This is a genomic window from Gelria sp. Kuro-4 (assembly GCF_019668485.1).
Taxonomy (GTDB): domain Bacteria; phylum Bacillota; class DTU030; order DUMP01; family DUMP01; genus DUMP01.
Genome location: NZ_AP024619.1, coordinates 268,147 through 294,108, shown reverse-complemented (window position 1 = coordinate 294,108; position 25,962 = coordinate 268,147). Strand labels below are relative to the sequence as shown.

Genomic DNA, 25,962 nt, shown 5'->3' with positions numbered 1-25,962 from the left:
ATGTTCTTGACGATGCGGCTGGGCGGGGTGGTTAAGATGCATTCTTATTCCCGGTTACTTCCACCAGCTGTCGACGACGTCTTTGTTCTCGGCCATCCAGGCCTTGGCTGCCGCCGGCGGCTCCTCCCCGTCGGCGATGCGGCCTTCCAAGTCACCCAGCTGCTGGGCGTTGAGCTTGAAGTTTTTCAGGAAGTCGGCCACTTCCGGCATATCTTCTGCCAGCCCTTTGCGGGCGGTGATGTGAATGTTCTCGACTTCACCATAGTCCTTCTTGGGGTCTTCCAGGAACTTGAGATCCCAGCGGGCGAACTTCCAGTGGGGCGCCCAGCCGGTGACCACAATCCACTCCTTGTTGTCGATGGCCTTCTTGAGGGCTGCCGTCATGGCCGGTTCGCTGCCTTCGACCAGCTTCAGCTTTAGGCCGTAATCCTGAATGGCCTTGGCGGTGGCTTTCATGATGCCGGCCCCGGCCAGATCGTGGGTGATGAAAACTATCGTCTTTTTTACCTGCGACTGCAGGTTCAAGAGCTCATCCTGCATCTGCTTGCGGATCAAAGGATCCAGGGCGCTGAAGGCCTCGTCCATGAGCAGTACCTCCGGCTCGGTGGCCAAGGCGCGCGCCAGCCCTACCCGCTGCTGCATTCCCCCGCTTAAGGCAGAAGGATAGGCCGCCTCCCAGCCGGTGAGGCCCACCAGCTCGAGGGCCTGCCGCGCCTTCTCGCGCCGCTTAGGGGCAGGGATTCCCTGCACCTCCAGCCCATACTCCACATTGCCGAGGACGGTGCGGTGCGGGAAGAGGCCAAAGCGTTGAAAGACCATGGCCAGCTTTTCCCGGCGTAGCTGCCGCAATTCTGCCGTATCCAGAGCGGTGATGTCCCTGCCCTCAACCAACACCTTACCCCGCGTGGGTTCTATCAGGCGATTAAGGCAGCGGATCAGGGTGGACTTGCCACTTCCTGAAAGACCCATTACCACAAAGATTTCGCCCCGGCGCACGGCAAACGACGCATTGTTGATACCAACGGTATGCCCCGTTTCCACCAGGATTTTTTCTTTGCCGAGTCCCTGCTCCAGCAAAGGAAAAACGGACTGGGGCCGAGGGCCGAAGATTTTGTACAGGTTCCGTACAACTATCAAGTTGTTTGGGGTCAGGTATCAACTTTTCAACGTTTCTCTCAAAGATGCGAAAAGGTGCGAACAGCCCAGGCGGGACTGAAAAAGGGGTGACCGGTGGCGGTCACCCCTTGGGTGCTTCAGAAAAGGATTGAAGGCTTCAGCTCACTCTGGGTAAGTGATTGCAGCGCACTTCTGGGTGCATGGAATCCTAAGACGATGAAGGGCGCCGGTAGTTCAGGGTGCGGGTGGCGTTAAGGACGGCGAGGACGGTGACGCCGACGTCGGCAAACACAGCTTCCCAGATGCTGGCGAGGCCGAGGATGCCTAGGCCGAAGAAGAAAGCCTTGATGGCGAGGGCGAGGACGATGTTCTCGGTTACGATGCGGCGTGTGTGCCGCGCTATCTCAAGGGCAGCAGCCAGGCGCCCCGGCGAGTCTTCCATCAGCACCACGTCTGCCGCTTCAATGGCGGCGTCGGAGCCGAGGGCTCCCATGGCCACACCGATGTCGGCCCGGGTGATAACCGGGGCGTCGTTGATGCCGTCGCCGACAAAGGCGAGCTTGTGCCGGCGCCGCTCGGGGAGCGCCGCCATGAGTTCTTCGATTTTGCGAACCTTATCCTCGGGAAGAAGGCCGGCAAAGCAGGCATCCAGCCCTAGAGTCTCGGCCACGCGCCGGGCGGCGCTTTCCTCGTCTCCGGTAAGGAGCACCACCTTGGCTACTCCCAGCTCCTTCAGGTGGCGCACGGCCTCGCCGGCGTCTTCTTTGAGCTCGTCGGCGATGACGATGTAACCGGCGAAGGTCCCGGCCACGGCCACATGAACGCTCGTCCCTTCCAGATGGCACACCTCCGCCCCGTGGGCGATGCCCTCGCGGTGAAGCAGCCGGTCGTTGCCGACGAGCACCGTTTTTCCCTGTACCTCGGCGGCGACGCCGTGGCCGGGGATTTCCCGGTAATTGTGCACCTGGTCTGCGGGAATATCCCAACCGTAGGCCTGGCGGATGGATTGGGCGATGGGGTGGGTGGAGTAGGCCTCAGCAGCAGCGGCGGTGCCGAGGAGCTCTTTTTCGCTGAAGCCGTTGTAAGGTACCACTTTGGTGACGCGAAACACGCCCTTGGTCAACGTCCCGGTCTTATCGAAGGCCACGGTGTGAAGCGCCGTGAGGGCGTCCAGGAAGTTGGCCCCTTTGACCAGAATGCCCTGGCGCGAGGCCCCGCCGATGCCGCCGAAATACCCCAGGGGGATGGAAACCACGAGAGCGCAGGGGCAGGAGATTACCAGGAGCACCAGGGCACGGTACACCCACTCCGAAAAGGCGGCGCCGGGAAGAAGGAGCGGCGGCACCAGGGCCACCGCCAGGGCGGCGCCGACCACCGCCGGCGTGTAGTAACGGGCGAAGACGCTGATGAACTGCTCGGTGGGAGCCTTGCGTGCCCCCGCTTCTTCCACCAGCTGCAGGATCCGGGCGACGGCGGACTCGCCGAAGCTCTTGGCGACCTTGACGGTAAGGAGGCCCTGGCCGTTTACCATCCCGGCCAGGACGGTCTCGCCCGGCTCCACCTTGTGTGGCACCGCCTCACCGGTGAGGGCCGAGGTATCGAGAAACGACGTTCCTTCCACGACTTGGCCGTCCAGGGGGACGCGCTCGCCGGGCTTGACGATGATGCTGGCGCCCACCGGTACTTCTTCAGGAGGCACCGCCTGCACCTCACCGTTCAGCTTGAGATTGGCGTGATCCGGCCGGATATTGAGGAGCGCTGCGATGGAGCGGCGGGAACGGTCCACCGCGCGGTCCTGCAGGTATTCCCCCACGGCATAAAACAGCATCACGGCTGCCGCCTCAGGCAGCTGGTGAATGGCCACGGCCCCCAGGGTAGCCGCTGTCATGAGGAAGCTTTCGTCGAAGAAGTCGCGGTGCAGCAGGTTGAGCACAGCCCGGCGCAGCACCGGCCAGCCCACAAGAAGGTAGGCCGTAAGGAGCACGGCGTACTCAGCCCAGGCGTAGGGGGTGGCGTGCAGGCGGCGGTTATAAAGGACCCCAAAGGCAAGAAGGAGTGCCGCCGCCCCGATGAAAAAGAGGGTGCGCCGCACTTCTTTTTCGTCGTCTTCTTCTCCTTCCCGTCCCTCTTCTTTTCCTTTTCTTCTTCCTTCTTCTTTATCGCCTCTTCCGGTGGGAACAAGGGTTACCTCCGGTTCCACCCGGGTGATGGCCGCCTGGGCCGCAGCGCAGAGCTCAGCCGGCACTTCCACGCTCCGGCCGGCAAAATTCACCGTAACATGCTCCAGTCCCTTGATCTTGCGCAGCTCTTTCTCAATCTTGGCGGCGCAGCTTGCACAATCGAGGCCCTCTAAGATGTAGCGCATGGCGCGGCCCCTTTCTTGAAGTTTTTCTTTAAGAGAATTGGATGGATCGAACTTAACTTGTGCCAAGGTTATACGCTTTACTTACCTGTTACGCATTGCCTACCCGGGCGGGGTGCGGGCGCGCGCGGCGGGCCTGGGTTAGGGACATGGGTTACCGCTGGTGCCCGGCGTGATCGCAGGCCTCACTAATAAGGTGCAGTACGTGGGCATCGGCCAGGGAATAAAGGGCCATCTTGCCCTCGCGCCGGTACTTTACCAGGTGCTGTGCCCGCAGCAGCCGCAGGTGATGCGAGACGTTGGAAACGGTGGTGCCGAGGATGGTCGCCAGGTCGCAGACACAAAACTCCTCGTGGGCGAGGAGGTAGAGGATCTTGGCCCGTGTCTCGTCGGCCAGCGCCTTGAAGAGCTCGGCCACCGGCGCCAAGGGGGGCAGGGTCCCCACCCAGCGGGCCACTTTTTCCGCGTCCACGGCGAAAACCTGGCAGATGCCGTCGTCCGAACGCGCACCCCCGCTTACGGCGCCGCCGCACTTTACACTGCGCGCTGCCTTTTCTGCCGGCCCCGACCCGCTGTTCATCTATTTCCCACCTCATTAAAACAGTTGTTCAAGCGTTCCAAGGTGAGTATATACCATTGCCCGCGCATGGTCAAGCGATGCGGGCATAGGAACCTTGAGCCGCAAGAACCAGCCTGCGATTAGAAAAAGCCCCTACAGTTCAGCTGTAGGGGCGAAGGCGGGGCTCGACCGTGGCCGTGGGGTTCAGTGCTTTTTCAGGTAGCGGCTGCCCGGCTCTTCAATTGGTACTCCCTGGGCACAGAGCGGACAGGCGGCGGGTTCCCAGCTGGGGATGTCGAGGGTGAGGAGCGGGAAGAGGGGGAAACCGAAGTCCACTCGGCCGCCGCTGCGCTCCACCAGGCAGGCGATGCCCACCACATGCGCCTGGGCCTTTTCCAAGGCGCTCAACACTTCGCGCACGGAACCGCCGGTGGTGACGATGTCCTCCACCACGAGGACCTTTTCGCCGGGCTCCAGGGTAAAGCCGCGGCGCAGTTTCATAACGCCGTTTTCCCGTTCGGTGAAGAGGGCGCGCGTACCCAGTTGGCGCCCCAGCTCGTAGGCCAGGATAATGCCGCCCGTGGCTGGGCCCACCACCACGTCCGGCTCAAGCCCTCGCACGCGTGCGGCCAGCTCGGTCAAGAGGGCGGCGGTGTGCTCCGGATGCTGCAACACGGCGAATTTCTCCAGGTAGGTGTCGCTGTGACGGCCGGAGCTCAGGTGGAAGTGGCCGCTCAGGTAGGCGCCGGTTCGGCGCAGGATGCCTTCGATTTGTTCCTTGTTCATCATGATGAAAGTCGCTCCTTTCGTGTTCACCAAGCGGGCGGGGGCTGGTGGGCCGGCGCAAAGGGGGCTGATGACGCAGTTTTTCCGGAAGCCTCGGCAGCGTTCTCGAGGAGAACGGCGTCGGCGCCGGCGTGCACCAGGTCCTCGGCTTCGGTTGCGGTAAGCACCGGGCAGCGCACGATGAGGGGCAGGGTGATGGCCGGGTGGACCGCAGCCAGCGCCTGGGAGGCCTGCTGGGCGTTCGGCGCGGTAAGGACCACAGCGTCGGCCCCGGCGGCCGCTACGGCACGGGCGAGACGGGGGAGTCCGTCTGCAGCGGCGGGAAGTCCTACTTCAAGGGCGGCGACCAGCGGCCGGCGCAGTCGGTAGCGAGCTTCGGCTATGCGCCGCGCGGCTTCCGGCGCCGGCGTGCCGGCGGTAACCTCCATCCAGACGGCGCCGGTTTTCCCACTTCCCGGGCCTTGTTCCTTCTTGAGCAGCGCGAAGAACTCATACGGGCCGGCTGTTTCCGCCAGGACACAGGTCATTTCCTTCACCTCCCCACTTTGTACCCGGCTGCGCTGAGTTCCGCGATGAGGTCGGCTGCGGCCTGCCGTGAGGCGGCCGCGAATTCGTCCGGCGTAAAGCGGTCCTTATACGGCGAGCGGCTGAAGGCGTAGATAACGCTGCGCGCCGCCACCACCAGCGCGCCCAACCCCTCCTTGTCGAAGCAGGGGAGGGTGTCGCCGGCTTTGCCGCCCTGGGCCCCCACGCCGGGAAGGAGGAGGTAGGAGTGGGGCAGCCGGCGGCGCAGGAACCCGGCCTCCTCCGGGTAAGTGATGCCGGCGACGATACCCACGGGCGAGTAGACCTCTGCGCCGCGGGCGGCCTCCGCCCAGGCCGCCGCCCAGGCGGCGACCTCCTGCCAGAGGGGGCGTCCCGTTTCACGCGCCGTGAGGTCCTGCAGGTCGCCGGCTCCCGGGTTGGAGGTGCGCACCAGGACGAAGATACCCTTGCCGTTTTCCTGTGCCGCCTGGACAAAGGGGTCCACGCTGTCGCGCCCCAGGTACGGGTTCACCGTGAGGGCGTCGGCCGGGCAGGCGGCCTGGCTGTCCGGGGCGAGGTACGCCTGAGCGTACATGGCGGCAGTGTTCGGTACGTCGCCCCGCTTGGCATCCAGGATCACCAGCAGGCCTTTCCGGCGGGCGTAGGCGGCCGTTTCCTCCAGCGCCCGGATGCCGGCGGAGCCGTAGCGTTCATAAAAAGCGGCCTGGGGTTTCACGGCCGCCGCCAGCTCGCACGTAGCGTCGATGAGGGCGCGGTTAAAGGCCAAGATGGCGCGCGCCGCGGCTTCCTTGTCCTGTGCCGCAGCGGTGCGCAGGGCAGGCGGGAACCTGCTCAGGTCTGGGTCGAGTCCGATGACGAGGGGACTTTTCTTGGTCACGATAGCGTCTTCCAGGCGCTGAACAAAGCTTTCCACCGTAGTACCTCCTCGGCTTGACAAGCTGGCGCGAAGGGCTGTTCCCGTACAATATAACCTGCTTCCTCGGCGGCACGAAAAAACTCCCCGGCCGCCTGCGACCAGGGAGTAAGTAGGCTCTCTACCCTTCCCGGCCTCACAGGACCGCCTTTAAAGGGATACAAAAACCGCCTCTTTACCGGGGGGGCAAAGAGGCGGCTGACTATGACCGTATGTCTCCTTGCCACTCTCCCGGAATGGCTTAAAGGTTTGCTGTTTGTTACATTGTACCTCAGGTGCCGGTACCTGTCAACAGATCACTACTCCCCAATTTGCGCCAGGTACCCGTGGATGCGCTCCACGGTGACCCGGGCCGGCGGCGCCGTAAAGAGCGGGACCACCAGGGTGAGGATCAGGTTGGTGAAGAAGGCCCAGAGGAAACCGGGATAGCCCAGCGGGGAGACGCCGGCGATGCGGGTATAAAAGAGGATGGCGAGGCCGGCCAAAAGCCCGGCCGTTGTCCCAGGCCGGTTGGCCCGACGCCAGTAGAGGCCGGCCAAAAAGCCGGGTGCCAGCTGAGCCAGCCCCGTATAGGCGACGTCGATGACCACTTGGACCAGGGACTGCGGCGGGCGCAGGGCGATGAGCGCGCTCACGATGACCACGGCCACGGTGACCAGCCGGGAGAGCTTAAGGTTTTCTGCTTCCGTGAGTTTGCGCCGCAGCATGGGGACCATAAGGTCCTGGGAGAACATCTGGGCGATGACGAGGATCATAGAGTTGATGGTGGAGACGCCGGCCGCGATGGACCCGGCCATGATGAGTGCGGCCAGCCACCAGCTGGAGTACTTTACGAGCAGGAGCGGTACCACCTTGTCCGGCGCCGGGATTTTCCCCAGGAGCACCTGCCCGGCCAGCCCGAGGAAGAGACCGGAGGTGGCGAAGATGACGATCTGCGAGACCGGAATGCCCAGGGCGGAGCGGGCGATGGCCGTCTCGTCCTTCGCCATGAGCGAGCGCACCCAAACGTGCGGCGTCAGCCAGATACCAAAGGGCAGCACGATGAACTGCATCAGCCAGACCTTATCCGTATAGAGGCCGGCGGCGCCCGGCCGGGCCAGGAGCTTGGGATTCAGGTCTATCACCCGGTGAAAGAGGCCCGCCAGGCCCCCGGTGGGGATTAAAGCCACAGCCGCAGCGGCGGCGATGGTGATGAGCAGCACCACCGCCTGAATGGCGTCGGTGAGCACCACCGAGTGGGCACCGCCGACGGCCACGTAGATCACCGAAAAAACGGCGATGACGATAAGGGCCAAGGTGTACGATACGCTGCCCTGCGCCACCCCGCTTATTGCGTGAGCGCTGCCCACATACTGCATGGCTAAAAAGACCACCGTCATGAGGATGGATACCAGGGACGTAACCACCTTAAGGAAGCGGCTGTTGTAACGGTCGGCGAAAAAGTCGCCGATGGTCAGGTACCCGTACTTCTTGCCCAGGAGCCAGATGCGGTGGCCGAAGTAGAGCACCATCAGGGCTACCCAGACCTGCGAGAGCACGATCACGATAAAACCGATGCCGTGCAGGTAGAACATGCCCGGGCCGCCCAGGAAGGCAAAGGTGCTCTGCAGGGCGGCGATCATGGTGAGCGGCAGCAGCACCGCGCTGACACCGCGGCCGGCCAGGAAAAACCCTTCCACCGTTTTTACCGCAGCGCTGCGGGAACCCCGCAGAGCAATAAGGAGCAGCACCAAGAGGTAGACGATGATGATCACAAAAGAGAGTATGCCGGTATTCACTTCGCCTTCCTCCTTTGGCTGCGCAGCCACTCATTGGCGGCCCAGAGGATGAAAATGAAATTGAGCACCGCCAGCGTCCACCAGTAAAAGAGGGGGAAGGGCAGCCAGCCGAAGAGATAGGGCTCGGGCCGGGCCGTCCAGGGCCAGGGGATGGCTGCGGCGAGAAAGAGGATGACGAACAACCACCAGGTTACAGGTTTCACGCTGACACCTCCTGATCAGTCGGCCCTGAGCGCACCGATGTACTCGCGCACCGATGCCGCCCCGTTTTCGGCCAGGCATTTCTCCAAGTCCGCAATGATTTTCGGCATGATGTACGGATCCACGATGTTGGCCGTACCCACCTGGACCGCGCTCGCGCCGGCGAGGAGGAACTCCAAGACGTCTGCAGCCGAGGCGATGCCGCCCACGCCGATGATGGGCACCTTCACCGCCTGCGCCACCTGGTAGACGCAGCGCAGGGCCACCGGCTTGATGGCCGGGCCGGAGAGACCGCCCAGGATGTTGGCCAGGAGCGGGCGGCGCCGCCTTACGTCGACGGCCATGCCGAGGAGGGTGTTGATGAGTGTCAGCCCGTCGCTGCCTGCTTCCACCGCCGCCTGGGCGATTTCCACGATGTCGGTGACGTTCGGCGTGAGTTTCGTGAAGAGGGGCCGGCGGGTGTGTTTTTTGACGGAGGCCACCACCGCCTGCGTCGCCGCCGCGGACATGCCGAAGGCCCGCCCGCCGGCCTCCATGTTGGGGCAGGAGACGTTGATCTCGTAGGCGGCAATACCTTCCTCCTTTTCCAGGAGTTCGGCCGCCTGCGCGAAGTCTTCCACTTTGGTGCCGGCGATGCTGACGATCAGGGGCGGGGAGAAGTGACGCAGCTTCGGCAGGTCGTTTTCGATAAACCACTTCACGCCGCGGTTCTGGATCCCGACGGCGTTGAGCATCCCGGCCGGGGTCTCGGCGATGCGCGGCGGCGGGTTGCCCGGCCGGGGATGGAGCGTGATGCTTTTGGCCACCAGCGCTCCGAGAACGTTGAGGTCCATATACTCCTCGTAACCGGGCAGGCCGAAACTGCCGGATGAGGGCATGATGGGGTTCTGCAGCCTGAGACCGCAGAGTTCTACGCTGAGGTCCGGTTTCATTCCAGTACCACCTCCTCCAGGGGAAAGACCGGGCCGTCTTTGCACACCCGTTTGTAGGTTTCACCTGCCGGCGTGCGTACGCGACAGGCGCACACCAGGCACCCGCCCAGGCCGCAGCCCATGCGCTCCTCCAGGGAGACGAAGGCGGGGATGCCCCGCGCAGCGGCCGACCGCTCCACAAGGCGGGCCAGGCGGCGGGAGCCGCAGACAAAGGCCTGCGCTGTGCCCGGCCGCTCCAGGGCGGCGCTGAGAAGCTCGTCTACCTGGGCCGGGTCGGAGGTGCCGGCTGCGTCGGTAACGGTGGTCACCGCGGCACCCAGGGCGGCCAGGGGCCGGCTTCCCACCAGGGCACTGGGTGTCCGGGCGCTCAGGATGGCCGTCACGGCCGTACCTTGGGCCAGGGCGGCTTCGCCCAGGGCCACCAGGGGCGCGCTCCCCAGGCCGCGCCCGACAAGGACGATGTGTCGGGCGCGGGGCGCCAGCGGGAAGCCCCGGCCCAGCGGCCCCAGGGCGCTCAAGGTGGTGCCGGGCGGGACGCGGCTGAGAAGCTCCGTGCCGCTGCCCACCACCTGGTAGTAGATCTCCACCGCCCCGGCCGCGGGCCGGAGGCGGTAAAAGCTGAAGGGCCGGCGCAGCAAGGGCACGGTGCCTGCGGTGCAGCGCACGTGGACAAACTGGCCCGGCCGGGCGGCATGTGCCAGCCCGGGGGCTTCCGCCACCAGGAGGTAGCGCCCCGCGCCCTGCGGTTCGTTGGCGAGCACTTTGAGGGTGTGGTTGACGTTCACGCAAAGGCCTCCTTTTCCAGGACTGTTCCGTTGGCGTAGACCAGCCGCCCGCCCACCAGGGTGTAGCGCACCTGTCCCGTCAGCCGGCGGCCGGCGAAGGGGGTGTTACGGCTTTGCGAGTAAAAGCGGGCCGGGTCCACCTCCCAGGTGGCGTTGGGATCGAAGATGGTGATGTCCGCGTCCGCCCCCGGGCGGAGTGTTCCCTTGGCCAGGCCCACGATGCGGGCCGGGAGGTAGGTGAGCTTGGCGACGGCCTGGGCGGGGGTGAGGACGCCGGCCTGTACCAGCTCCGTCCAGGTAAGGCCCAGGGCGGTCTCCAGGCCGATGATGCCGCTCGGGGCTTGGGCTAGGCCGGCGGCCTTTTCGGTGGGCGTGTGCGGGGCGTGGTCCGTGGCGATGGCGTCGAGCGTACCATCCGCCAGGCCCTGGCGCACGGCGGCCACATCGGCGGCCGAGCGCAGCGGGGGATTCATCTTGGCGTCGGCGCCCCAAGTGAGCAGGGCTTCGTCTGTCAGGGTGAAGTGGTGGGGGGTTGCCTCCGCGGTCACCGGCACCCCTCGGACCTTGGCCGCCCGGATGATGGCCACCGAGCGGGCCGAGCTTACATGCTGAATGTGCACGTGCCCGCCGGTAAGCCCAGCCAGGAGAACGTCCCGCGCCACCTGGATGTCCTCGGCCGCCGCCGGCATGCCGCCAAGGCCCAGGCGTGCGGCGGCCGTGCCTTCATTGACGATGGTGTCGGCCACCAGGGAGAGGTCGCCTTCGTGGGCAATCACCGGCAGCCCCAGGCGCCCGGCCTCCTCCAAGGCCTGCCGCATGAGCCGGGCGCTGGGGATAGGGTTGCCGTCGTCGGAGAAACCGGCTGCACCTGCCGCCTTGAGGGCGGCGAAGTCGGTGAGCTCCTCACCGGCCAAGCCGCGGGTGACGCCTGCCACGGTGTAGACATGAACCACCGCCTCGCGTGCGGCGCGCTTGTAAAAGGCGCGCACCAGCTCCGGTTCATCCATCACCGGCTTGGTGTTGGCCATGCAGACCACGCTGGTGAAGCCGCCGGCGGCCGCGGCCCGGCTGCCGCTGGCCAGGGTTTCTTTGTGCGTGAGGCCCGGGTCGCGAAAGTGCACGTGGATATCGACAAAGCCGGGAACCACCATGAGTCCCTGCGCGTCCAAGACCTCTTCTCCGGGTTCCGCGCTGAGCTCCGGACCTAAGGCGGCGATCTTGCCGGCTTTGAGGCGCAGGTCATACCTACCCTGCAGCGCGTTGGCTGGATCCAGCACCAGCCCACCTTTAATCAGCATACATCTCGCCTCCTGCCGTTCAGGCATTGCCAGTCGTTGCTGGAAGATTGCTCGGGGCTTCCTTCGGCGCGGTCTGTCTGGGTACAGGTTTCGCCAGCTCCAGCAGGGCTGCCAGCAGTACCTCGGCCCCGCGGGCGATGTCCTCCAGGCTTGCTTCCTCGGCCGGGTTGTGGCTGATGCCTTCCCGGCAGGGGATGAAGATCATACCCGTGGGCGTAAGGTGCGCCATGTTCATGGCATCGTGCCCGGCCCCGCTCGGCATTAGCATGTAGGGCACGTCGAGGCGGCGGCACACGCCTTCCAGGGTGGCGATGATGCCCGGGTGCAGGGGAACCGGGTCTTCGGCGGTGAGTTCTTCCACCTGGGCGTTGACCCGGCGCCGGCGGGCGATTTCCGCCAGGTCGGCGCGAATCCCGGCCACCGCCCGCGCGATGCTCTCCTTGTCAATGCCGCGCACATCGATCCCCACCACTGCTTTCCCCGGGACCACGTTCATCGCCCCCGGTTCGGCTTTCAGTATCCCTACCGTGGCCACGCTCTGCTGAGGGGACTCGGCCCGGCCCCAGCGCTCCACCGCCAGAACCAGCTCGGCCGCCGCCGCCAGGGCATCGCGCCGCAGGCCCATGGGGGTGGCACCGGAGTGGTCGGCGCGCCCGCTTAAGGTGACGCGCAGGCGCGTAGGGGCGGCGATGGCCGTGACGATGCCGATTTTGTTCCCCGTTTCCTCCAGCACCCGCCCCTGCTCGATGTGTAGCTCCAGGAAGGCCTTGAATTCCTCCGGCCGGCGGCGCGCGGCGCCGACCTGCGCCGGGTCCACGCCGGCGCCCGCCAGGGCTTCCGGGAGAGAAACCCCGGCGAAGTCCGTAAGGCCGGCCCATTCCTCCGGCTGGGCCCGCCCGGTCAGGACCTTGCTTCCCAGCGTGGCCACGCCGAAGCGACTTGATTCCTCGGAGACGAACACGATCACCTCGAGGGGATGGCGGGTGCGCATCCCGCGCTCTTTTAAGGTGCGCAGAGCGGCCACGGCCGCCAGCACGCCCGCTACCCCGTCATAACGTCCACCCTGGGGCACCGAGTCCAGGTGCGAACCGCAGGCCACCGCGGGGAGGGTGTCGTCCTCCCCGGGCCGGCGGGCGATCAGGTTGCCGATGGCATCGCGGCGGACGTCCGCCCCCAGCGCGGCCAGCTTCTCCGCCACCTGCCGGTGCAGCTCCCGCTCTTCCGGGCTGAAGCCCAAGCGGGTGACGCCCGGCCCCGGCTCGGCCCCGACAGCGGCCAGGCGGCGTAAATCTTTCTCCAGTGCAGCAACGTTAATCAACAGCCCATCACCCCGTCCTGTTGTCTTTTAAAGCGGCAGGTCGCACACTCTGTTTTTGGGCGGAAGGCTTTACCTTTTCACCCACTTTGTGCCGGCTGAAAAGAGTATACCCCAAATCGAGGCGGCAAAAAAGCAGGAAGTGCCGGATTTTGCAGCAGGAAACCTCCCCGCCGGCTGCGAATAGAGGGCGGAGGAAGAGGAAAGGAGGACAAAGAGTGGACCAGTACGAGTACAAGGTTCTCATCCTGGGTTCGGCCGAGGAGCTGGAGCCGAACCTTAACGCCTTGGCGGGCGAAGGCTGGCGCCTGGCCTTCATGTACCCGGTGGAGGTGGCGTTCGGCGGCCACAACCTGGTGGTCACCCTGGAGCGGCCGCGCTTGGGCAGTGAAGAACAAGCGGACGCAGGGCCGGGTGAAGAGCAGCCCGCGTAAGCGCCCTGGGAAGCGGCCGTATAAATCTTTCCCGCCCGGTAAACCCTAGGATGCGTGGCCCGGCAAAGCCGGGCGGGAGGGGCTATGAGCGCAAAGGTCAAAGGCAACCTGGTCATCATCGGCGGTGCGGAGGATAAAGAAGGCGTCTGCCTCATCCTGCGCCGCTTTCTCGCGCTGGCCGGCGGGGGAGAGGCGGTGGTGGCCGTCATCACCACAGCCACCGAGCAGGCGGAGGAAGTGGGGGCCGAATACAGCCGGCTCTTTTACCGCCTGGGTGCGGCCGAGGTGCGGCACTTGGATGTTCCCGATCGTGAAACTGCCCGGTCGACGGCGCTGGCGGACACCCTGCGCCGCTCGACCGGCGTTTTCCTCACCGGCGGCGACCAGCTGCGCCTGACCAGCATCCTGGGCGGCACACCGCTGGCCGGGGCCCTGCATGCCGCCGCCGGCCGGGGGGCGGTGATTGCCGGCACCAGCGCCGGCGCCTCGGCCATGAGCGCCACCATGATCGTAGAAGGCCAGGACGGGAGCGCGCCCCGCCGCTCCATCATCAACATGGCCCCCGGTTTAGGCTTCCTCAAGGAAGTGGTGGTGGACCAGCACTTTGCGGAGCGCGGGCGCATCGGCCGGCTGCTGGCCGCCATTGCCGAAAACCCATACATACTGGGGCTTGGTTTGGACGAGGACACGGCGGTGGTGTGTGACGCGGACGGGCTGCTCACCGTGGTGGGCTCGGGGGCGTGCACCGTGGTCGACGGCCTCACCATCCGAGAGAGCAACGTCTCGGAAAGTTCGGCCGGCGACCCCCTGGTCCTCACCCACGTTACCCTGCACGTTTTGCCCGCCGGGTACACGTTTAACCTGAGCCGTCGGGAACCCGGAGCTGTTCGCCCCGAGGAGACGAGGTGAGTGCTGGAACGAAAAGCCGGGCACGTTCACCCGTCCCCTAAGAAAACTCCGGGAGGAACAAAGCTGCACGCATGAGAGTTGAAGAGCTTGCGGTTTACAGCGGCCGCAACGTTTACAGCCACCATCCCGTGGTTAAAGTCCGGCTCAATCTCGAGCACCACGCAGACAAGACCACGGCCGACATCCCGCTCTTTACCGACCGGCTGCTTTCCCTGCTGCCGTCTCTGCGTGACCACCACTGTTCCCGCGGCTACCCCGGCGGGTTTGTGGAGCGCCTGCGCGAGGGGACGTACCTGGGGCATGTGGTGGAACACGTGCTGCTGGAACTCCAGAACCTGGCCGGGTTTCCGGCCATTTACGGGAAAACCTGCTCCACCGACGACCCGGCCGTCTACGAGATCGTCGCTGAGTATAAGGCGGCTGCGGCCGCACGCGAGGCGGCTTACCAGGCGGTGGAGATGGTGAACTGCCTGCTTTTGGGCGACGACCCGCCGCGCACCGAGGCCATCACCGCCCGGCTCAAGGAGCTGGCCGCGCGCTACGAACTGGGGCCGACCACCGCCGCCCTGGTGCGGGCGGCCCAGGAACGGGGCCTGCCGGTGCTGCGCCTGGACGACCGCAGCTTGGTACAGGTGGGTTACGGTGTGCGGCAGCGGCGGGTGGAGGCGGCCCTCACCTCCCTTACTTCCTGCCTCGCCGTGGACATCGCCGGCGACAAGACGCGGACCAAGGAGATCCTGCGCCGGGCCGGGATAACGGTCCCGGAGGGACGCGTGGCCCGCTCCGAGGAGGAGGCGGTGGCCGCCCTGGCGGAGCTTGGCGCCCCCGTGGTGGTGAAGCCGGAGTGCGGCAACCAGGGCAAGGGAGTGTCGCTGAACCTCAAGACCGTGGCCGAGGTGCGGGCCGCCTATACCCTGGCCCGCAACTGGCAGCGCCGCGTGCTGGTGGAGAAGTACGTGGCGGGCCGCCACCTGCGGGTGCTGGTTGTGGGGGGCAAGGTGGCCGCGGTGGCGGAGCGCCTGCCGGCGCATGTGGTCGGCGATGGGCGACACAACCTGCGCGAGCTGGTGGATATAACCAACGCCGACCCCCGCCGCGGTATCGGTCACGAAAACGTGCTGACGAAGATCGCCATTGACCCGGTGGTGCTCATGGTCCTGGCGCGCCGGGGGCTGAACCTGGACTATGTGCCGGCCGCCGGTGAGACCGTCTTCCTGCGCGAAAACGCCAACCTGAGCACGGGCGGCACTGCCCGTGACCTCACAGATCAGGTGGCGGCGCCGGTGAAAATGGTGGCGGAACGTGCGGCCCGGGCGGTGGGGCTGGACGTGGCCGGGGTGGACCTGGTGGCGGCCGACCCGGCGGATTCGAAGAGCGCCGTCACGGTGATCGAGGTTAACGCGGCGCCCGGGCTCAGGATGCACCTGGCCCCCTGTGAAGGGAAGGCACGGCCGGTGGCGGAAAAGATCATCTCCCACCTCTTCCCGCCCGGAACCGGCGGCCGCATACCCCTGGTGTCCGTGACCGGCACCAACGGCAAAACCACTACCGTGCGTCTCATCGCCCACCTGCTGGCCCTTACTGGGCGCACGGTCGGGTTTACTTCTACCGATGGGGTTTTTATCGGCGGTCAGTGCGTATGGCAGGGTGACAACGCCGGCTTTCGCGGCGCGCGCCTGGTGCTGGAGGATCCGACTGTGGAGGCGGCGGTGCTGGAGACGGCGCGCGGCGGTCTCATCCGGGACGGTCTGGCGTACGACTGGGCCGACGTGGGCGTGATCACCAACATCAGCGAAGACCACCTGGGGCAGTACGGTATCGAGACGCTGGAGGACCTGGCCCACGTGAAGTCGCTGGTCATCGAGGCCGTGCGGGACGACGGCTGCGCCGTGCTCAACGCCGACGACCCGCTGGTGGCCTCCCTGGCGGCACGGGCGCGCTGCCCCGTCATCTACTTCAGCCTCACGGCCGGCAATGCCGTCGTGCGGCGGCAGCTCGCCGCCGGTGGGCGGGTGGTGCTGGTGCGCGAAGGCAAGGTGCTGCTGGCCGAAGGAGAAGAAGTGGAGTACCTGTGCTCGGCCCGGCGCATTCCCCTAACCCTGCACGGTACGGCCCGGCACAACCTGGCCAATGTGCTGGCGGCCACGGCCGCCGCCTGGGGCCTGGGGCTGCCGCGCGAGGTTATTCGCCAGGGCCTGCGCAGCTTTTACCCTGACCTCACCAGCAACCCGGGCCGTGTCAACCTGCTCAGGGTGGGCGGGGCGCGCCTGCTCATCGATTACGGGCACAATGTTGCCAGTTACCGCAGCACCCTGGAGATGGCCCGCCGCCTGGCGCGCCGGCGCCTGCTCGGGGTGATCGGGGTGCCCGGCGACCGGCCGGACGAACTGGTGGAGCGCGTCGGCCGCACCGCGGCCGAAGGCTTCGACCTCCTTTTCATCAAAGAGGACGAAGACCGGCGCGGCCGTCAGGCAGGCGAGATCGCCGAGCTGCTCCTGAAGGGTGCGCGGGCGGCGGGCTTTCCCAGCGAGCACGCCCGCATCATCCTGCGGGAAGAGGAAGCCTTGCAGGCGGCCCTGGCCGAGTGCCGCCGCGGGGACCTGGTGGTGATCTTCTACGAGAAACTGGACCGGGTGCTCGAGGTGGTGAGCGCCGTGCGCGCCGCCTCTCCCCCCGCCTCTGCCGGGCTGGCGGAGCTCGGGGCGTGCTAGGAGCGTGCTGGAAGGGCGGGCGGACACCCCGCCGCGGCCGCAAAACTGCGCGGCAAAAAGAGGAGTTTGCCGGGTAAACAGCCAATATATCTGCCAGGGAGGGGGGACGGCTATGGAGTTTTTTCCCGCCTGGGCCAAGGTTAACCTGGGCCTTGCGGTGCGGGAGAAGCGTCCCGATGGTTACCACAACGTCCGCATGGTCATGCAAACAGTCTCCCTGGCCGACAGAATCGGGCTCGAGCCGCAGGCGGAAGGGATTTCCCTCCAGGTGACAGGGGCGGCGCTCCCGGCGGGGCCGGAAAACCTGGCCTGGCGGGCGGCACACCGCCTAATGGCAGAATACAAAATACCAGGTGGCGTCTCGATCGAGCTTGAGAAACACATCCCAGTGGCCGCCGGCCTGGCGGGTGGGAGCGCCGATGCCGCCGCCGTCCTTTACGGTCTGAACCGCCTCTTTTCCTTAGGCCTTACCGAGGCGGAGCTTGGACGGCTGGCCTTGGAGCTGGGCAGTGACGTACCCTTTGCCCTTTTAGGCGGCACCGCCCTGGCGGAAGGGCGGGGCGAGGTGTTGACCCCGCTGCCGCCGCTGGCGCCCTGCTACCTGGTACTGGCCTGCCCGGAGCTGGCGGTGGCCACCGCCTGGGCTTACCGGGCGTTCGACGAGCGGCCGGAGGCGGGAACGGATATCGCGCAGCTTGCGGCGGCCGTGCGCTGCGGCGACCTCCAGGCTGTGGCGGCCCGGCTCGGCAACAACTTTGAATCGGTGGTGGCGGCGCGTTATCCCGTCATCACGGAGCTGAAGGAAACTTTCCTGGCTTTGGGGGCGCTGGGCGCCTCGCTTTCCGGGAGCGGGCCCACGGTGTTCGGCCTTTTTGCCGACCGGATCCAGGCCGAAAACGCGGCGCGCCGGCTGGGAAAGAGGGTGCGGACCTTTGTTACCCTGCCGGTTACGGCCGGGGCCGGGACCTTTCCGCGGGAGGCGGTGAACGTTTGGTGCGCAAGCCCCTCAACTTAGAACCGGCCCGCTGTCAGCCTCTTTGGGAGGCGGTGTACCAGGCCCTGCGCGCTGCCATTGTGCGCGGCGATCTAGCGCCCGGCGAACGCTTGGCGGAGCAGCAGCTGGCGGAGGAAATGGAGGCCAGCCGGACGCCGGTGCGGGAAGCTCTGCGGCGGCTCGCGCTCGAAGGTTTTGTGGTACTCGTGCCCCGCCGGGGTGCCTATGTGGCGGAGCTTTCCTTTAAGGATATGAACGACGTTTTCGAGTTACGCGCGGCCCTGGAAGGGCTGGCCGCCGCCCTGGCCGCCGAGCGGATCACCCCGGAAGAAGTGGCCGCTCTGGAGCAGGCGGTGCGTGAGCTGGCGGAAGCGGCCGCGGGCGGGGCGAGTGAGCAGGTGGTACGCATCGATACCGATTTCCACGGCCGCATTTATACCGCCAGCCGCAACCGGCGCTTAATGCAGATTGTGGCCAATCTGTCCGACCAGATCCAGCGCTTCCGTATGCGTTCGCTGGCGGCGCCCGGCCGTCTTAAGGACACGCTGAGCGAACACCGCCGGCTGGTGGCGGCCATTGCCCGGGGTGATGCCGCGCAGGCGCGCAAGCTGGCGGAAGAGCACATCGAGCGCGCCGAGGCCAGCCTGCTCAAGGCGCAGCAACAGGCGGCCGGAGCGGGAGAAAGGAGTGGTGGCGGTGGTGGACGCGGTGGTGCTGGCGGGGGCGGCCAACGCTAAGAGACTGCGCGCGGTGAGCCGGGAGCCGTATGAGGCGCTGATCCCGGTGGCCGACCGGCGTATGGTGGACTTTGTGGTGGCGGCCTTGGAAGAAAGTCCCTCCGTGACACGGGCGGCGGTGGTGGGGCCGGTGCCCCAGCTTAAGTACCTGGAGCAGGGCAAGGTGAAGGCCGTTCTTCCCTGCGCCGGCAGTGTAATGGATAACCTGCGCCAGGGTCTGGAGTGGCTGCAACCCCAGGGTTATGTCCTGGTGGCTACCTCGGATATTCCACTCCTTACGGCCGCGGCGGTGGAGGACTTTCTGAAGCGCGCGCAGGCGACCCAAGCCGACTTCTACTATTCCATCGTGGAAAAGGGTGTGGGCGAGGCCCGTTACCCGGGTGTCAAGCGCACCTACGTGCGCCTTAAAGACGGCACCTTCACCGGGGGTAACCTCTTCCTCTTTCACCCGCGTATCGTGGACCGGGTCTGGCGGCTGGCGGAAGAGATGGTGCGCCTGCGCAAACAGCCGCTCAAGATGTGCAGCCTGCTCGGGTGGGGCCAGGTACTGCGCCTGGTGCTGGGCCAGCTGACCATCGCCGCGGTGGAGCAGCGTTTCGCCGAGATCGCGGGCGCCGTAGGCAAGGCGGTCATCTCGCCCTACCCGGAGGTGGGGATCGATGTCGATAAACCCAGCGATTACGAACTTGTCCAGCGGTTCATGGGATGGGGGGGAAAGACATGGAGCGGCGGCGCCGGGTTGAACGGCTGATTGCTGTAACCCGCTACCTGGTGGAGCATCCCTGCCAGTTGATTTCCCTGAGTACGTTCGGCGAAGAATTGGGGGCGGCCAAGTCCAGCCTCAGCGAGGACATCGGCCTCATCAAGCGGATGCTGGATAGAGAGGGAGAGGGTTGGGTGGAAACCGTTCCGGGGGCGGCCGGCGGCGTCCGCTACCTGCCGGAGCTGACAGGTGCCGGAGCCCGGACGCTGGTGGCTTCCCTGGCACAGGAGCTTTCCCACCCGGCACGCTTTTTGCCCGGCGGCTTCCTTTATTTGACCGATATCCTCTTTACGCCCGTCATCATGGAGGGGGTAGGCCGGATTTTTGCCGGCCGTTTTCGCCTGTTCGAGCCGGAGTGGGTGGTGACGGTGGAAACCAAAGGCATACCCGTCGCCCTTTTCACCGCCCGCGCCTTGGGAGTGCCGGCGGTGATCATCCGCCACGAGAGCCGGGTGACGGAGGGGCCGGCGGTGAGCATCAACTACCTGTCTGGTTCCACCCGGCGCATTCAAACCATGTCGCTGCCCCGGCGGGCGCTGCCGAGCGGGGCACGGGTGGTGGTGGTGGACGACTTTATGCGGGCCGGGGGCACCGCCCGCGGCATGCACGAGCTCATGGCCGAGTTTGGCGCGCACGTGCTCGGGACCGGTGTGCTCATGGCGACGCGCGAACCGGAGAATAAACTGGTCCCGGACTACTTCTCCCTGCTCGTCCTGGAGGAGGTAAAAGAGACCGGGCCGGAACTCAAAGTGCGCCCGGCCGCCTGGTTGGAAGGGGGGTAAACCATGCGCGTCGGCATAGTGGGGCTGCCCAACGTGGGCAAGTCGACACTCTTTAACGCCCTGACGCGGTCGGCGGCGCCGGCGGAGAACTACCCTTTCTGTACCATCGAACCGAACGTGGGGCGGGTGGCCGTCCCCGACGCACGGCTGGAGCAACTGGCCAAGCTCCTGCAGCCGGAAAGGGTTGTTCCAGCGGTCATCGAATTTGTCGACATTGCAGGGCTGGTTAAGGGTGCCAGCCGGGGGGAGGGTTTAGGGAACCAGTTTTTAGGCCACATTCGCGATGTGGATGCCATCCTTGAGGTGGTGCGCTGCTTTCAAGACCCGGACGTTGTGCATGTCAGCGGCAAACTCGACCCGCAGGCGGACATTGAGACCATTGAAACCGAGCTGATCCTGGCCGACCTGGAGGTGGTGGGCCGCCGGCTGACGAAAGTGGAACGCCAGCTGAAAAGCGGTGAACGCCGCTGGCGGGAGGAATATGACAGCTTGAAGGCGGTCGAGACGGCCCTGAGCGCGGGCCGCACAGCCCGCTCGCTGGCAAAAGAGGTGAATCTGCCTGCCGACCTGAACCTCCTTACCGCCAAGGCACTGCTTCTGGTGGCCAATGTGGGCCAGGAGGGCCTGACGGGCGAGGGAGCGGCCTGCTGGAAGAGCGTGCAGGCGGCCGCCCAGGCGCGGGGGGCGGAGGCTGTTTGGCTGGCCGCCGAACTGGAGGAAGAACTCTGGGCCCTGGAGGAAGAGGAACGGGCGGCTTTCCTGGCCGACCTTGGCCTGAGCGAACCGGGCCTGGAGCGGCTGGTGCGGGCCAGCTACCGCCTCCTCGACCTGGTCACCTTCTACACCGCCACGGGCGGCCGCGAGGTACGGGCCTGGGCGGTGCCGCGCGGCACACCGGCGCCGGCGGCGGCCGGAAAAATCCACAGCGACATGGAGCGCGGCTTCATCCGCGCCGAGGTGGTTTCCTGCGCTGAGCTTTTGCGTGCCGGTTCCCTGGCTGCCGCCCGGGAGCAGGGGGTGCTGCGCCTGGAAGGACGGGACTACCTGGTTGAAGACGGCGACGTGATCCACTTCCGCTTTAATGTGTAACCGGTTCAGCTTAAGAGGAGGTAATTGATATGAAGACTGCTGTTGCAACCGACAAGGCTCCGGCCGCCATCGGCCCTTATTCCCAGGCGATCCGGGTAGGCAACCTGCTTTTCACTGCCGGCCAGATCCCGCTCGACCCGGCCACCGGCCAGCTGGTAAGCGGGGACATCAAAGCGCAGACGCGGCAGGCCCTGAAGAACGTGGCCGCCATCCTGGAGGCGGCCGGCACCTCCCTGGCGCACGTGGTGAAAACCACGGTGTTTCTGAAAAACATGGCTGACTTTGCGGCCATGAATGAGGTGTACGGCGAGTTCTTCACGGCCCCTTACCCGGCTCGTTCGGCGGTGGCTGTGGCCTCACTTCCCAAGGATGCGGCGGTGGAGATTGAAACCGTTACCCTTATTCCAGAAAAAGACTAAACTGAGCGGTGAAAGCGGAGAAACAGGAACAACAGGAGGAGTTTTTCCCCTGCAGCGCGAATAGGCTCTACAAAGAAACAACCTGGGGGTAGGAAGGGTGGTGGTGCCGCGTGGAGATAACAGACGTTAGGGTGCGGCGTGTCGCGGGAGAAAGCAAAATGAAGGCCTACGTTTCTATAACCCTGGATGGCAGCTTCGCCGTCCACGACATCCGGGTGGTGGAAGGGCCGAAGGGACTGTTTATTGCCATGCCGAGCAAGAAACTCCCCAATGGAGAATTCCGGGACATAGCCCACCCGATCAACGCCGCCACCCGCCAAATGCTGCAGGAACGCATTCTCCAAGCCTACGCTGCGGCTCAAAACGGAGGAGCTTAAAGGCTCCTCCTCTTTGCGCACGGCGTGGCGATGTCTGGGAGGGAAGATTAATGAGCCAGTTAGCCGCTGTCATCCTTGCGGCCGGCAAGGGTACGCGCATGAAGTCAAAGCGGCCCAAGGTCCTGCATGAGGTGTGCGGGCGACCGCTGGTGGCCTACGTGGTCGAGGCGGCCCGGGCCGCAGGAGCGGCCGAGGTCGTGCTGGTGATCAACCACGAAATGAACGCGGTGCGGGAGCTCTTCGGCCCGGACGTTAAGTACGCCTACCAAAAGGAGCAGCTGGGAACAGGGCACGCCGTGCTCGCGGCGCGCCCGGCCCTCAGCGCTGCGAGCGGGGACGTGCTGGTCCTGTGCGGCGATACCCCGCTGCTTTCCGGGGAGCTTTTGCAGGCGCTGGTGACCAGGCACCGGGAAGGGGCCGCGGCGGCCACGGTACTGACGGCGGAGCTCAAGGACCCAACGGGGTACGGGCGCGTTGTGCGCGATGCCGCCGGGGAAGTGGAGGCCATCGTCGAGGAACGGGACGCTGCACCGGCCGTTAAGGCCCTGCGCGAGGTGAACACGGGAAGCTACTGCTTTGCCGCCGCGGCGCTCTTTGCCGCCCTGGACGAGGTGGGAAGGGAGAACGCGCAGGGGGAATACTACCTTACGGATGTGCTCGGTATACTGCGGCGAGGCGGCCGGCGCGTTTTGGCCCTGGCGGCACCGGAGCCGGCACTGACGCAGGGCATCAACAATCGGGTGCAGCTCGCAGAGGCGGAGGCTTTTCTGCGCGACCGCATCCGCCGCGAACTGATGCTGGCCGGTGTAACCATCCTGGACCCGGCCTCCACCTTTATCGATGCCGGGGTGAGCATTGCGCCGGACACCGTCATCTACCCCTTTACCATCATCGAAGGGCGAAGCAGCATCGGCCGCGGCTGCCGCATCGGGCCCGGCGTCCAGCTCAGGGACAGCCGGGTAGAAGACGGCGCCACCGTCAGCCAGGCCGTGCTGGTGGAGGCGGTGGTGGGGCCGGGTGCCACGGTTGGCCCCTTCACCTACCTGCGCCCGGGCACCGTGCTGGCGGAGGGGGCCAAGGCCGGGACCTTTGTTGAGATAAAGAAATCGGCCATCGGAGCGGGAAGTAAAGTACCCCACCTCTCCTACGTGGGCGATGCCCAGGTGGGACGCGGGGTGAACATCGGCGCCGGCACCATCACCTGCAACTACGACGGTTTCAAGAAAAACGCAACCGTCATCGAGGACGAGGTGTTCATCGGCAGCAACACCAACCTGGTGGCGCCGGTGCGCATCGGCCGCGGCGCGTACACGGGGGCGGGGTCCACCATCACGCGCGACGTTCCCCCGGGGGCACTGGCGCTGGAGCGGGCGGAACAGAGAGTTTTGCCGGACTGGGTGAAGAAACGGCTGGAAAAGCTCGCTTGCGCAAAGGAGAAGGGTAAATTAGAATAGGTGGGGAAGGGACAAGGAGGAGAGGTTAGTGGCGCCAGATCAACGGCGGCTCAAGGTTTTCTCCGGTAATGCCCACCCGGAGCTGGCCAAGGAGATTGCCGCCTACATCGGGGTACCTTTGGGCGCGGCCAAGGTGAGCCGCTTTTCCAACGGCGAAATCCAGGTGGTCATCGACGAAAGCGTGCGCGGGGCGGACATCTTTGTGGTCCAGCCCATTACGAGCCCGGTAAACGAGAACATCATGGAGCTTCTTATTCTCATGGACGCCTTCCGGCGGGCTTCTGCGCGGCGCATCACGGCGGTAATACCGCACTACGGCTATGCCCGCCAGGACCGGAAGGCCCGCGGGCGCGAACCCATCTCGGCTAAACTCATGGCCAACCTCCTGGTCACGGCCGGCGCGGGCCGGGTACTCACCATGGACCTGCATGCCGCCCAAATTCAGGGCTTCTTCGACATCCCGGTGGATCACCTTCTGGCCGGGCCGCTCCTGGCGGAGTACTTCCAGAAAAAAGGCCTGGAGAACGTCACGGTGGTCTCGCCGGACATCGGCGGTGTGACCCGGGCGCGCGACCTGGCCCAGCGCCTGCACGCCCCCATCGCCATAATCGATAAGCGCCGACCGGCGCCGAACGTGGCGGAGGTTATGCACGTCATCGGGGACATAAAGGACCGCACGGTGATTATGGTAGACGACCTCATCGACACGGCCGGCACCATTCTTTTGGGCAGTCAGGCGCTGAAAGAGTACGGTGCCAAGGAGGTTTACGCCTGTTGCACGCATCCGGTTCTTTCCGGGCCGGCTATCAGCCGGCTGGGGGAGGCACCGGTAAAGGAAGTGGTGGTGACCAATACCATTCCGCTCGGCCCGGAAAAGCAGCTCGATAAAATAAAGGTCCTTTCGGTGGCTCCCATTTTCGGCGAGGCTATCATCCGCATTTACGAAGACCTGTCAGTGAGCAAACTGTTTGAGTAAGGAGAGAGAAGAATGGCGGAAGTTGTGGTAACGAAAAAGCGTACGGCGACGGGTAAAGGAGCCAGCCATGCCGACCGGCGGGCCGGCCGGGTACCGGTAGTGCTATACGGGGAAGGCGTGGCGGAACCCGTGCATCTTGTCGCTGAGCAGGGCCGGCTCGAGAAACTCCTCACCACGCACGGGCCCGGCTCCATTGTCACCGTAAAAGTGGAGGGCGAGGCCGAGCACCCGGCGATGATTAAAGAGGTGCAGTACCACCCGGTGCGCGGGAACGTCGTTCACGTTGACTTTCAGGGAATCTCGCTCACGAAGAAGCTCCGGACCGTGTTGCCGCTTGCCCTGAAAGGGACCCCCCAGGGCGTCAAGGAGGGCGGTGTCCTGCAGCACCAGCTGCGCGAGGTGGAAGTGGAATGCCTGCCGCACGACCTGCCTGAGTCCATTGCGGTCGACATCAGCGGGCTGGATGTGGGCGACGCGCTCTTTGTGCGCGACCTTGAGGTGCCGGCGGCGGTTAAGGTGCTCACCGACCAGAACGAGGTTATCGCCAGCGTCCTGGCCCCGACCAAGGAAGAGGAAGGCGAGCCGGCGGCCGCGGAAGCGGAGGCTGCCGAGGCCGGCGAGGCTCCGGCGGCGGAAGAGAAGGACAAGGAGTAACGCTGCATGAAGCTGGTGGCGGGGCTGGGTAACCCGGGCCGGGAGTACGAGGAAACGCGCCACAACGCGGGTTTCCTGGTGGTGGATTACCTGGCGCGCGAAGAGAAGCTTACTTTTGCCGCTTCGGATTTCCACGCCGCCCTGGCGCGCGGTCGGGTGGCGGGTGTGGACGTGGTCCTGGCCAAGCCCCAAACCTACATGAACCTGAGCGGCCTGGCGGTGGGTGCCCTGGTGCGCTGGTACAAGCTCGACCCGAGCGAGGATCTCCTGGTGGTATCCGACGACCTGGACCTGCCCCTGGGGCGCCTGCGCCTGAGAGCCCGGGGCAGCCACGGCGGGCACCGCGGGCTTCTTTCCATCATCAGTGAACTGGGTACCAGCGATTTCGCCCGCCTGCGCCTGGGTATCGGGCGTCCCGAAGGCTCCGAAAGCGCCAAAGACAAGGTGCTGGGGGCCTTCAGCGAGGAAGAAGGGCGCATCCTGGACGAAGTGATCGTGGCGGCGGCCGCCGCCATCCGCACCTGGCTTGCAGAGGGCGCCGCGGCGGCCATGAACCGGCACAACAGCTTCCAGGCGCCGTACGAGGCCTGAGACGACGGGGCCCTCCCCATGGCGTCGCCCTCAGGCGGGGGCGCAGTTTCGCGCCCGCGCACAGCAAAAGGTTCCGCTCCCTGCTGGGAACGGAACCTTTTACTGTACGTGTGAAGTTGCTAAACCAGGGGTTCAACTTTTATTCCCGGGCTGGGCAAATCTAGAATCTCGGGATCACCAGTGAGGAGTGGGGCATTGAGTTCTTGCGCCAAGGCAATGGCAAACAGAGCTGTGTTCCTTAAGATGATCTTCCAGCGCCGTGCTGTTTCGCAAGGCACCACGCCAGGATTCCCAAGTATGAGTCCCGCGTCGGCCGGCAATAGGTTCGAGAACGATCTTACGGCCACGTAAATGAAGACTTAGCTCCCCGCCTTGTTCCAGCCCGAGCTTTTTCCGGATGCCAATTGGGATCACGAGTTGGCCCTTGGAGGACAGACGTGATAGTGGCACTGGCCTCCCTCCTTCTTACCACTATTGTAAG

At 65.5% G+C, this 25,962-nt stretch carries 27 protein-coding genes; 14 read left to right on the top strand and 13 right to left on the bottom strand.

Features of this window, described 5'->3' with window-relative positions; translation table 11 throughout:
* Positions 1-54: 54 nt before the first annotated feature.
* From K5554_RS14540 to K5554_RS01510, 12 genes are all read right to left on the bottom strand, one after another.
* Positions 55-1,137: a glycine betaine ABC transporter substrate-binding protein gene (locus K5554_RS14540; RefSeq protein WP_221039426.1), complete on the bottom strand. Its 1,083-nt coding sequence runs from the start codon at positions 1,135-1,137 to the stop codon at positions 55-57.
* Positions 1,138-1,324: 187 nt separating this feature from the next.
* On the bottom strand, positions 1,325-3,481 hold the full coding sequence (locus K5554_RS01560; RefSeq protein ID WP_221039425.1) for a heavy metal translocating P-type ATPase: 2,157 nt from the start codon (positions 3,479-3,481) through the stop codon (positions 1,325-1,327).
* Positions 3,482-3,632: 151 nt separating this feature from the next.
* Positions 3,633-4,058, bottom strand: a complete 426-nt coding sequence (locus K5554_RS01555; protein WP_221039424.1) for a metalloregulator ArsR/SmtB family transcription factor — start codon at positions 4,056-4,058, stop codon at positions 3,633-3,635.
* Positions 4,059-4,241: 183 nt separating this feature from the next.
* Positions 4,242-4,826, bottom strand: coding sequence for an orotate phosphoribosyltransferase (gene pyrE, locus K5554_RS01550; RefSeq protein ID WP_370636931.1), 585 nt, complete (start codon positions 4,824-4,826; stop codon positions 4,242-4,244).
* A gap of 23 nt (positions 4,827-4,849) precedes the next feature.
* Positions 4,850-5,350: a hypothetical protein gene (locus tag K5554_RS01545; RefSeq protein WP_221039423.1), complete on the bottom strand. Its 501-nt coding sequence runs from the start codon at positions 5,348-5,350 to the stop codon at positions 4,850-4,852.
* A gap of 5 nt (positions 5,351-5,355) precedes the next feature.
* Positions 5,356-6,282 (bottom strand): orotidine-5'-phosphate decarboxylase, encoded by a 927-nt coding sequence (gene pyrF, locus K5554_RS01540; protein ID WP_221039422.1) that lies wholly within the window; start codon positions 6,280-6,282, stop codon positions 5,356-5,358.
* Between the two features lie 299 nt (positions 6,283-6,581).
* Complete coding sequence (locus tag K5554_RS01535; RefSeq protein WP_221039421.1) at positions 6,582-8,060, bottom strand: sodium:solute symporter family protein; 1,479 nt, start codon at positions 8,058-8,060, stop codon at positions 6,582-6,584.
* Positions 8,057-8,263 carry a hypothetical protein gene (locus K5554_RS01530; RefSeq protein WP_221039420.1) on the bottom strand — a complete coding sequence of 69 codons (207 nt, stop codon included), beginning with the start codon at positions 8,261-8,263 and terminating at the stop codon, positions 8,057-8,059. Before K5554_RS01530 ends, K5554_RS01535 begins: the two co-directional genes overlap by 4 nt.
* A gap of 15 nt (positions 8,264-8,278) precedes the next feature.
* Complete coding sequence (locus tag K5554_RS01525; RefSeq protein WP_221039419.1) at positions 8,279-9,193, bottom strand: dihydroorotate dehydrogenase; 915 nt, start codon at positions 9,191-9,193, stop codon at positions 8,279-8,281.
* The gene (locus K5554_RS01520) at positions 9,190-9,978 is read right to left on the bottom strand and encodes a dihydroorotate dehydrogenase electron transfer subunit (RefSeq protein WP_221039418.1); all 789 of its coding nucleotides are present in this window, start codon (positions 9,976-9,978) and stop codon (positions 9,190-9,192) included. Before K5554_RS01520 ends, K5554_RS01525 begins: the two co-directional genes overlap by 4 nt.
* Positions 9,975-11,276 (bottom strand): dihydroorotase, encoded by a 1,302-nt coding sequence (locus K5554_RS01515; protein WP_221039417.1) that lies wholly within the window; start codon positions 11,274-11,276, stop codon positions 9,975-9,977. The genes K5554_RS01520 and K5554_RS01515 overlap by 4 nt, the downstream gene beginning before the upstream one ends.
* Positions 11,277-11,295: 19 nt before the next feature.
* Positions 11,296-12,594, bottom strand: coding sequence for a Zn-dependent hydrolase (locus tag K5554_RS01510; RefSeq protein WP_221039416.1), 1,299 nt, complete (start codon positions 12,592-12,594; stop codon positions 11,296-11,298).
* Between the two features lie 215 nt (positions 12,595-12,809).
* Here K5554_RS01510 and K5554_RS01505 point away from each other — a divergent pair, with 215 nt between their 5' ends.
* The 14 genes from K5554_RS01505 to pth all read left to right on the top strand — a co-directional run bounded on the left by K5554_RS01505 (position 12,810) and on the right by pth (position 25,481).
* A complete protein-coding gene (locus tag K5554_RS01505) occupies positions 12,810-13,025 on the top strand; it encodes a DUF4177 domain-containing protein (RefSeq protein WP_221039415.1) in 216 nt (71 codons plus the stop codon).
* Between the two features lie 84 nt (positions 13,026-13,109).
* Positions 13,110-13,934 (top strand): cyanophycinase, encoded by an 825-nt coding sequence (locus K5554_RS01500; RefSeq protein ID WP_221039414.1) that lies wholly within the window; start codon positions 13,110-13,112, stop codon positions 13,932-13,934.
* Positions 13,935-14,005: 71 nt separating this feature from the next.
* On the top strand, positions 14,006-16,645 hold the full coding sequence (gene cphA / locus K5554_RS01495) for a cyanophycin synthetase (protein WP_221039413.1): 2,640 nt from the start codon (positions 14,006-14,008) through the stop codon (positions 16,643-16,645).
* Positions 16,646-16,757: 112 nt separating this feature from the next.
* Positions 16,758-17,660, top strand: coding sequence for a 4-(cytidine 5'-diphospho)-2-C-methyl-D-erythritol kinase (gene ispE / locus K5554_RS01490; protein ID WP_221039412.1), 903 nt, complete (start codon positions 16,758-16,760; stop codon positions 17,658-17,660).
* The gene (locus tag K5554_RS01485) at positions 17,639-18,376 is read left to right on the top strand and encodes a GntR family transcriptional regulator (protein ID WP_255565563.1); all 738 of its coding nucleotides are present in this window, start codon (positions 17,639-17,641) and stop codon (positions 18,374-18,376) included. The genes ispE and K5554_RS01485 overlap by 22 nt, the downstream gene beginning before the upstream one ends.
* Positions 18,330-19,127 carry a nucleotidyltransferase family protein gene (locus K5554_RS01480; protein ID WP_221039410.1) on the top strand — a complete coding sequence of 266 codons (798 nt, stop codon included), beginning with the start codon at positions 18,330-18,332 and terminating at the stop codon, positions 19,125-19,127. The genes K5554_RS01485 and K5554_RS01480 overlap by 47 nt, the downstream gene beginning before the upstream one ends.
* On the top strand, positions 19,097-19,921 hold the full coding sequence (purR, locus tag K5554_RS01475) for a pur operon repressor (protein WP_221039409.1): 825 nt from the start codon (positions 19,097-19,099) through the stop codon (positions 19,919-19,921). Before K5554_RS01480 ends, purR begins: the two co-directional genes overlap by 31 nt.
* Positions 19,922-19,924: 3 nt before the next feature.
* Positions 19,925-21,010: a redox-regulated ATPase YchF gene (gene ychF / locus K5554_RS01470; RefSeq protein WP_221039408.1), complete on the top strand. Its 1,086-nt coding sequence runs from the start codon at positions 19,925-19,927 to the stop codon at positions 21,008-21,010.
* 29 nt (positions 21,011-21,039) lie between these two features.
* Positions 21,040-21,429 carry a RidA family protein gene (locus K5554_RS01465; RefSeq protein ID WP_221039407.1) on the top strand — a complete coding sequence of 130 codons (390 nt, stop codon included), beginning with the start codon at positions 21,040-21,042 and terminating at the stop codon, positions 21,427-21,429.
* A 110-nt stretch (positions 21,430-21,539) separates the two neighbouring features.
* Positions 21,540-21,806, top strand: a complete 267-nt coding sequence (gene spoVG / locus K5554_RS01460; protein WP_221039406.1) for a septation regulator SpoVG — start codon at positions 21,540-21,542, stop codon at positions 21,804-21,806.
* A gap of 50 nt (positions 21,807-21,856) precedes the next feature.
* Positions 21,857-23,260 (top strand): bifunctional UDP-N-acetylglucosamine diphosphorylase/glucosamine-1-phosphate N-acetyltransferase GlmU, encoded by a 1,404-nt coding sequence (gene glmU / locus K5554_RS01455; RefSeq protein ID WP_221039405.1) that lies wholly within the window; start codon positions 21,857-21,859, stop codon positions 23,258-23,260.
* Between the two features lie 28 nt (positions 23,261-23,288).
* The gene (locus K5554_RS01450) at positions 23,289-24,236 is read left to right on the top strand and encodes a ribose-phosphate pyrophosphokinase (RefSeq protein ID WP_221039404.1); all 948 of its coding nucleotides are present in this window, start codon (positions 23,289-23,291) and stop codon (positions 24,234-24,236) included.
* Positions 24,237-24,248: 12 nt separating this feature from the next.
* Complete coding sequence (locus K5554_RS01445; protein ID WP_221039403.1) at positions 24,249-24,890, top strand: 50S ribosomal protein L25; 642 nt, start codon at positions 24,249-24,251, stop codon at positions 24,888-24,890.
* Between the two features lie 6 nt (positions 24,891-24,896).
* Positions 24,897-25,481 (top strand): aminoacyl-tRNA hydrolase, encoded by a 585-nt coding sequence (pth, locus tag K5554_RS01440; protein WP_221039402.1) that lies wholly within the window; start codon positions 24,897-24,899, stop codon positions 25,479-25,481.
* A gap of 174 nt (positions 25,482-25,655) precedes the next feature.
* On the opposite strand, the gene K5554_RS14630 is transcribed toward pth, so the two are convergent.
* Entirely contained in the window at positions 25,656-25,931 is a 276-nt protein-coding gene (locus K5554_RS14630; protein ID WP_221039401.1) for an AbrB/MazE/SpoVT family DNA-binding domain-containing protein, read from the bottom strand.
* Positions 25,932-25,962 lie beyond the last annotated feature (31 nt).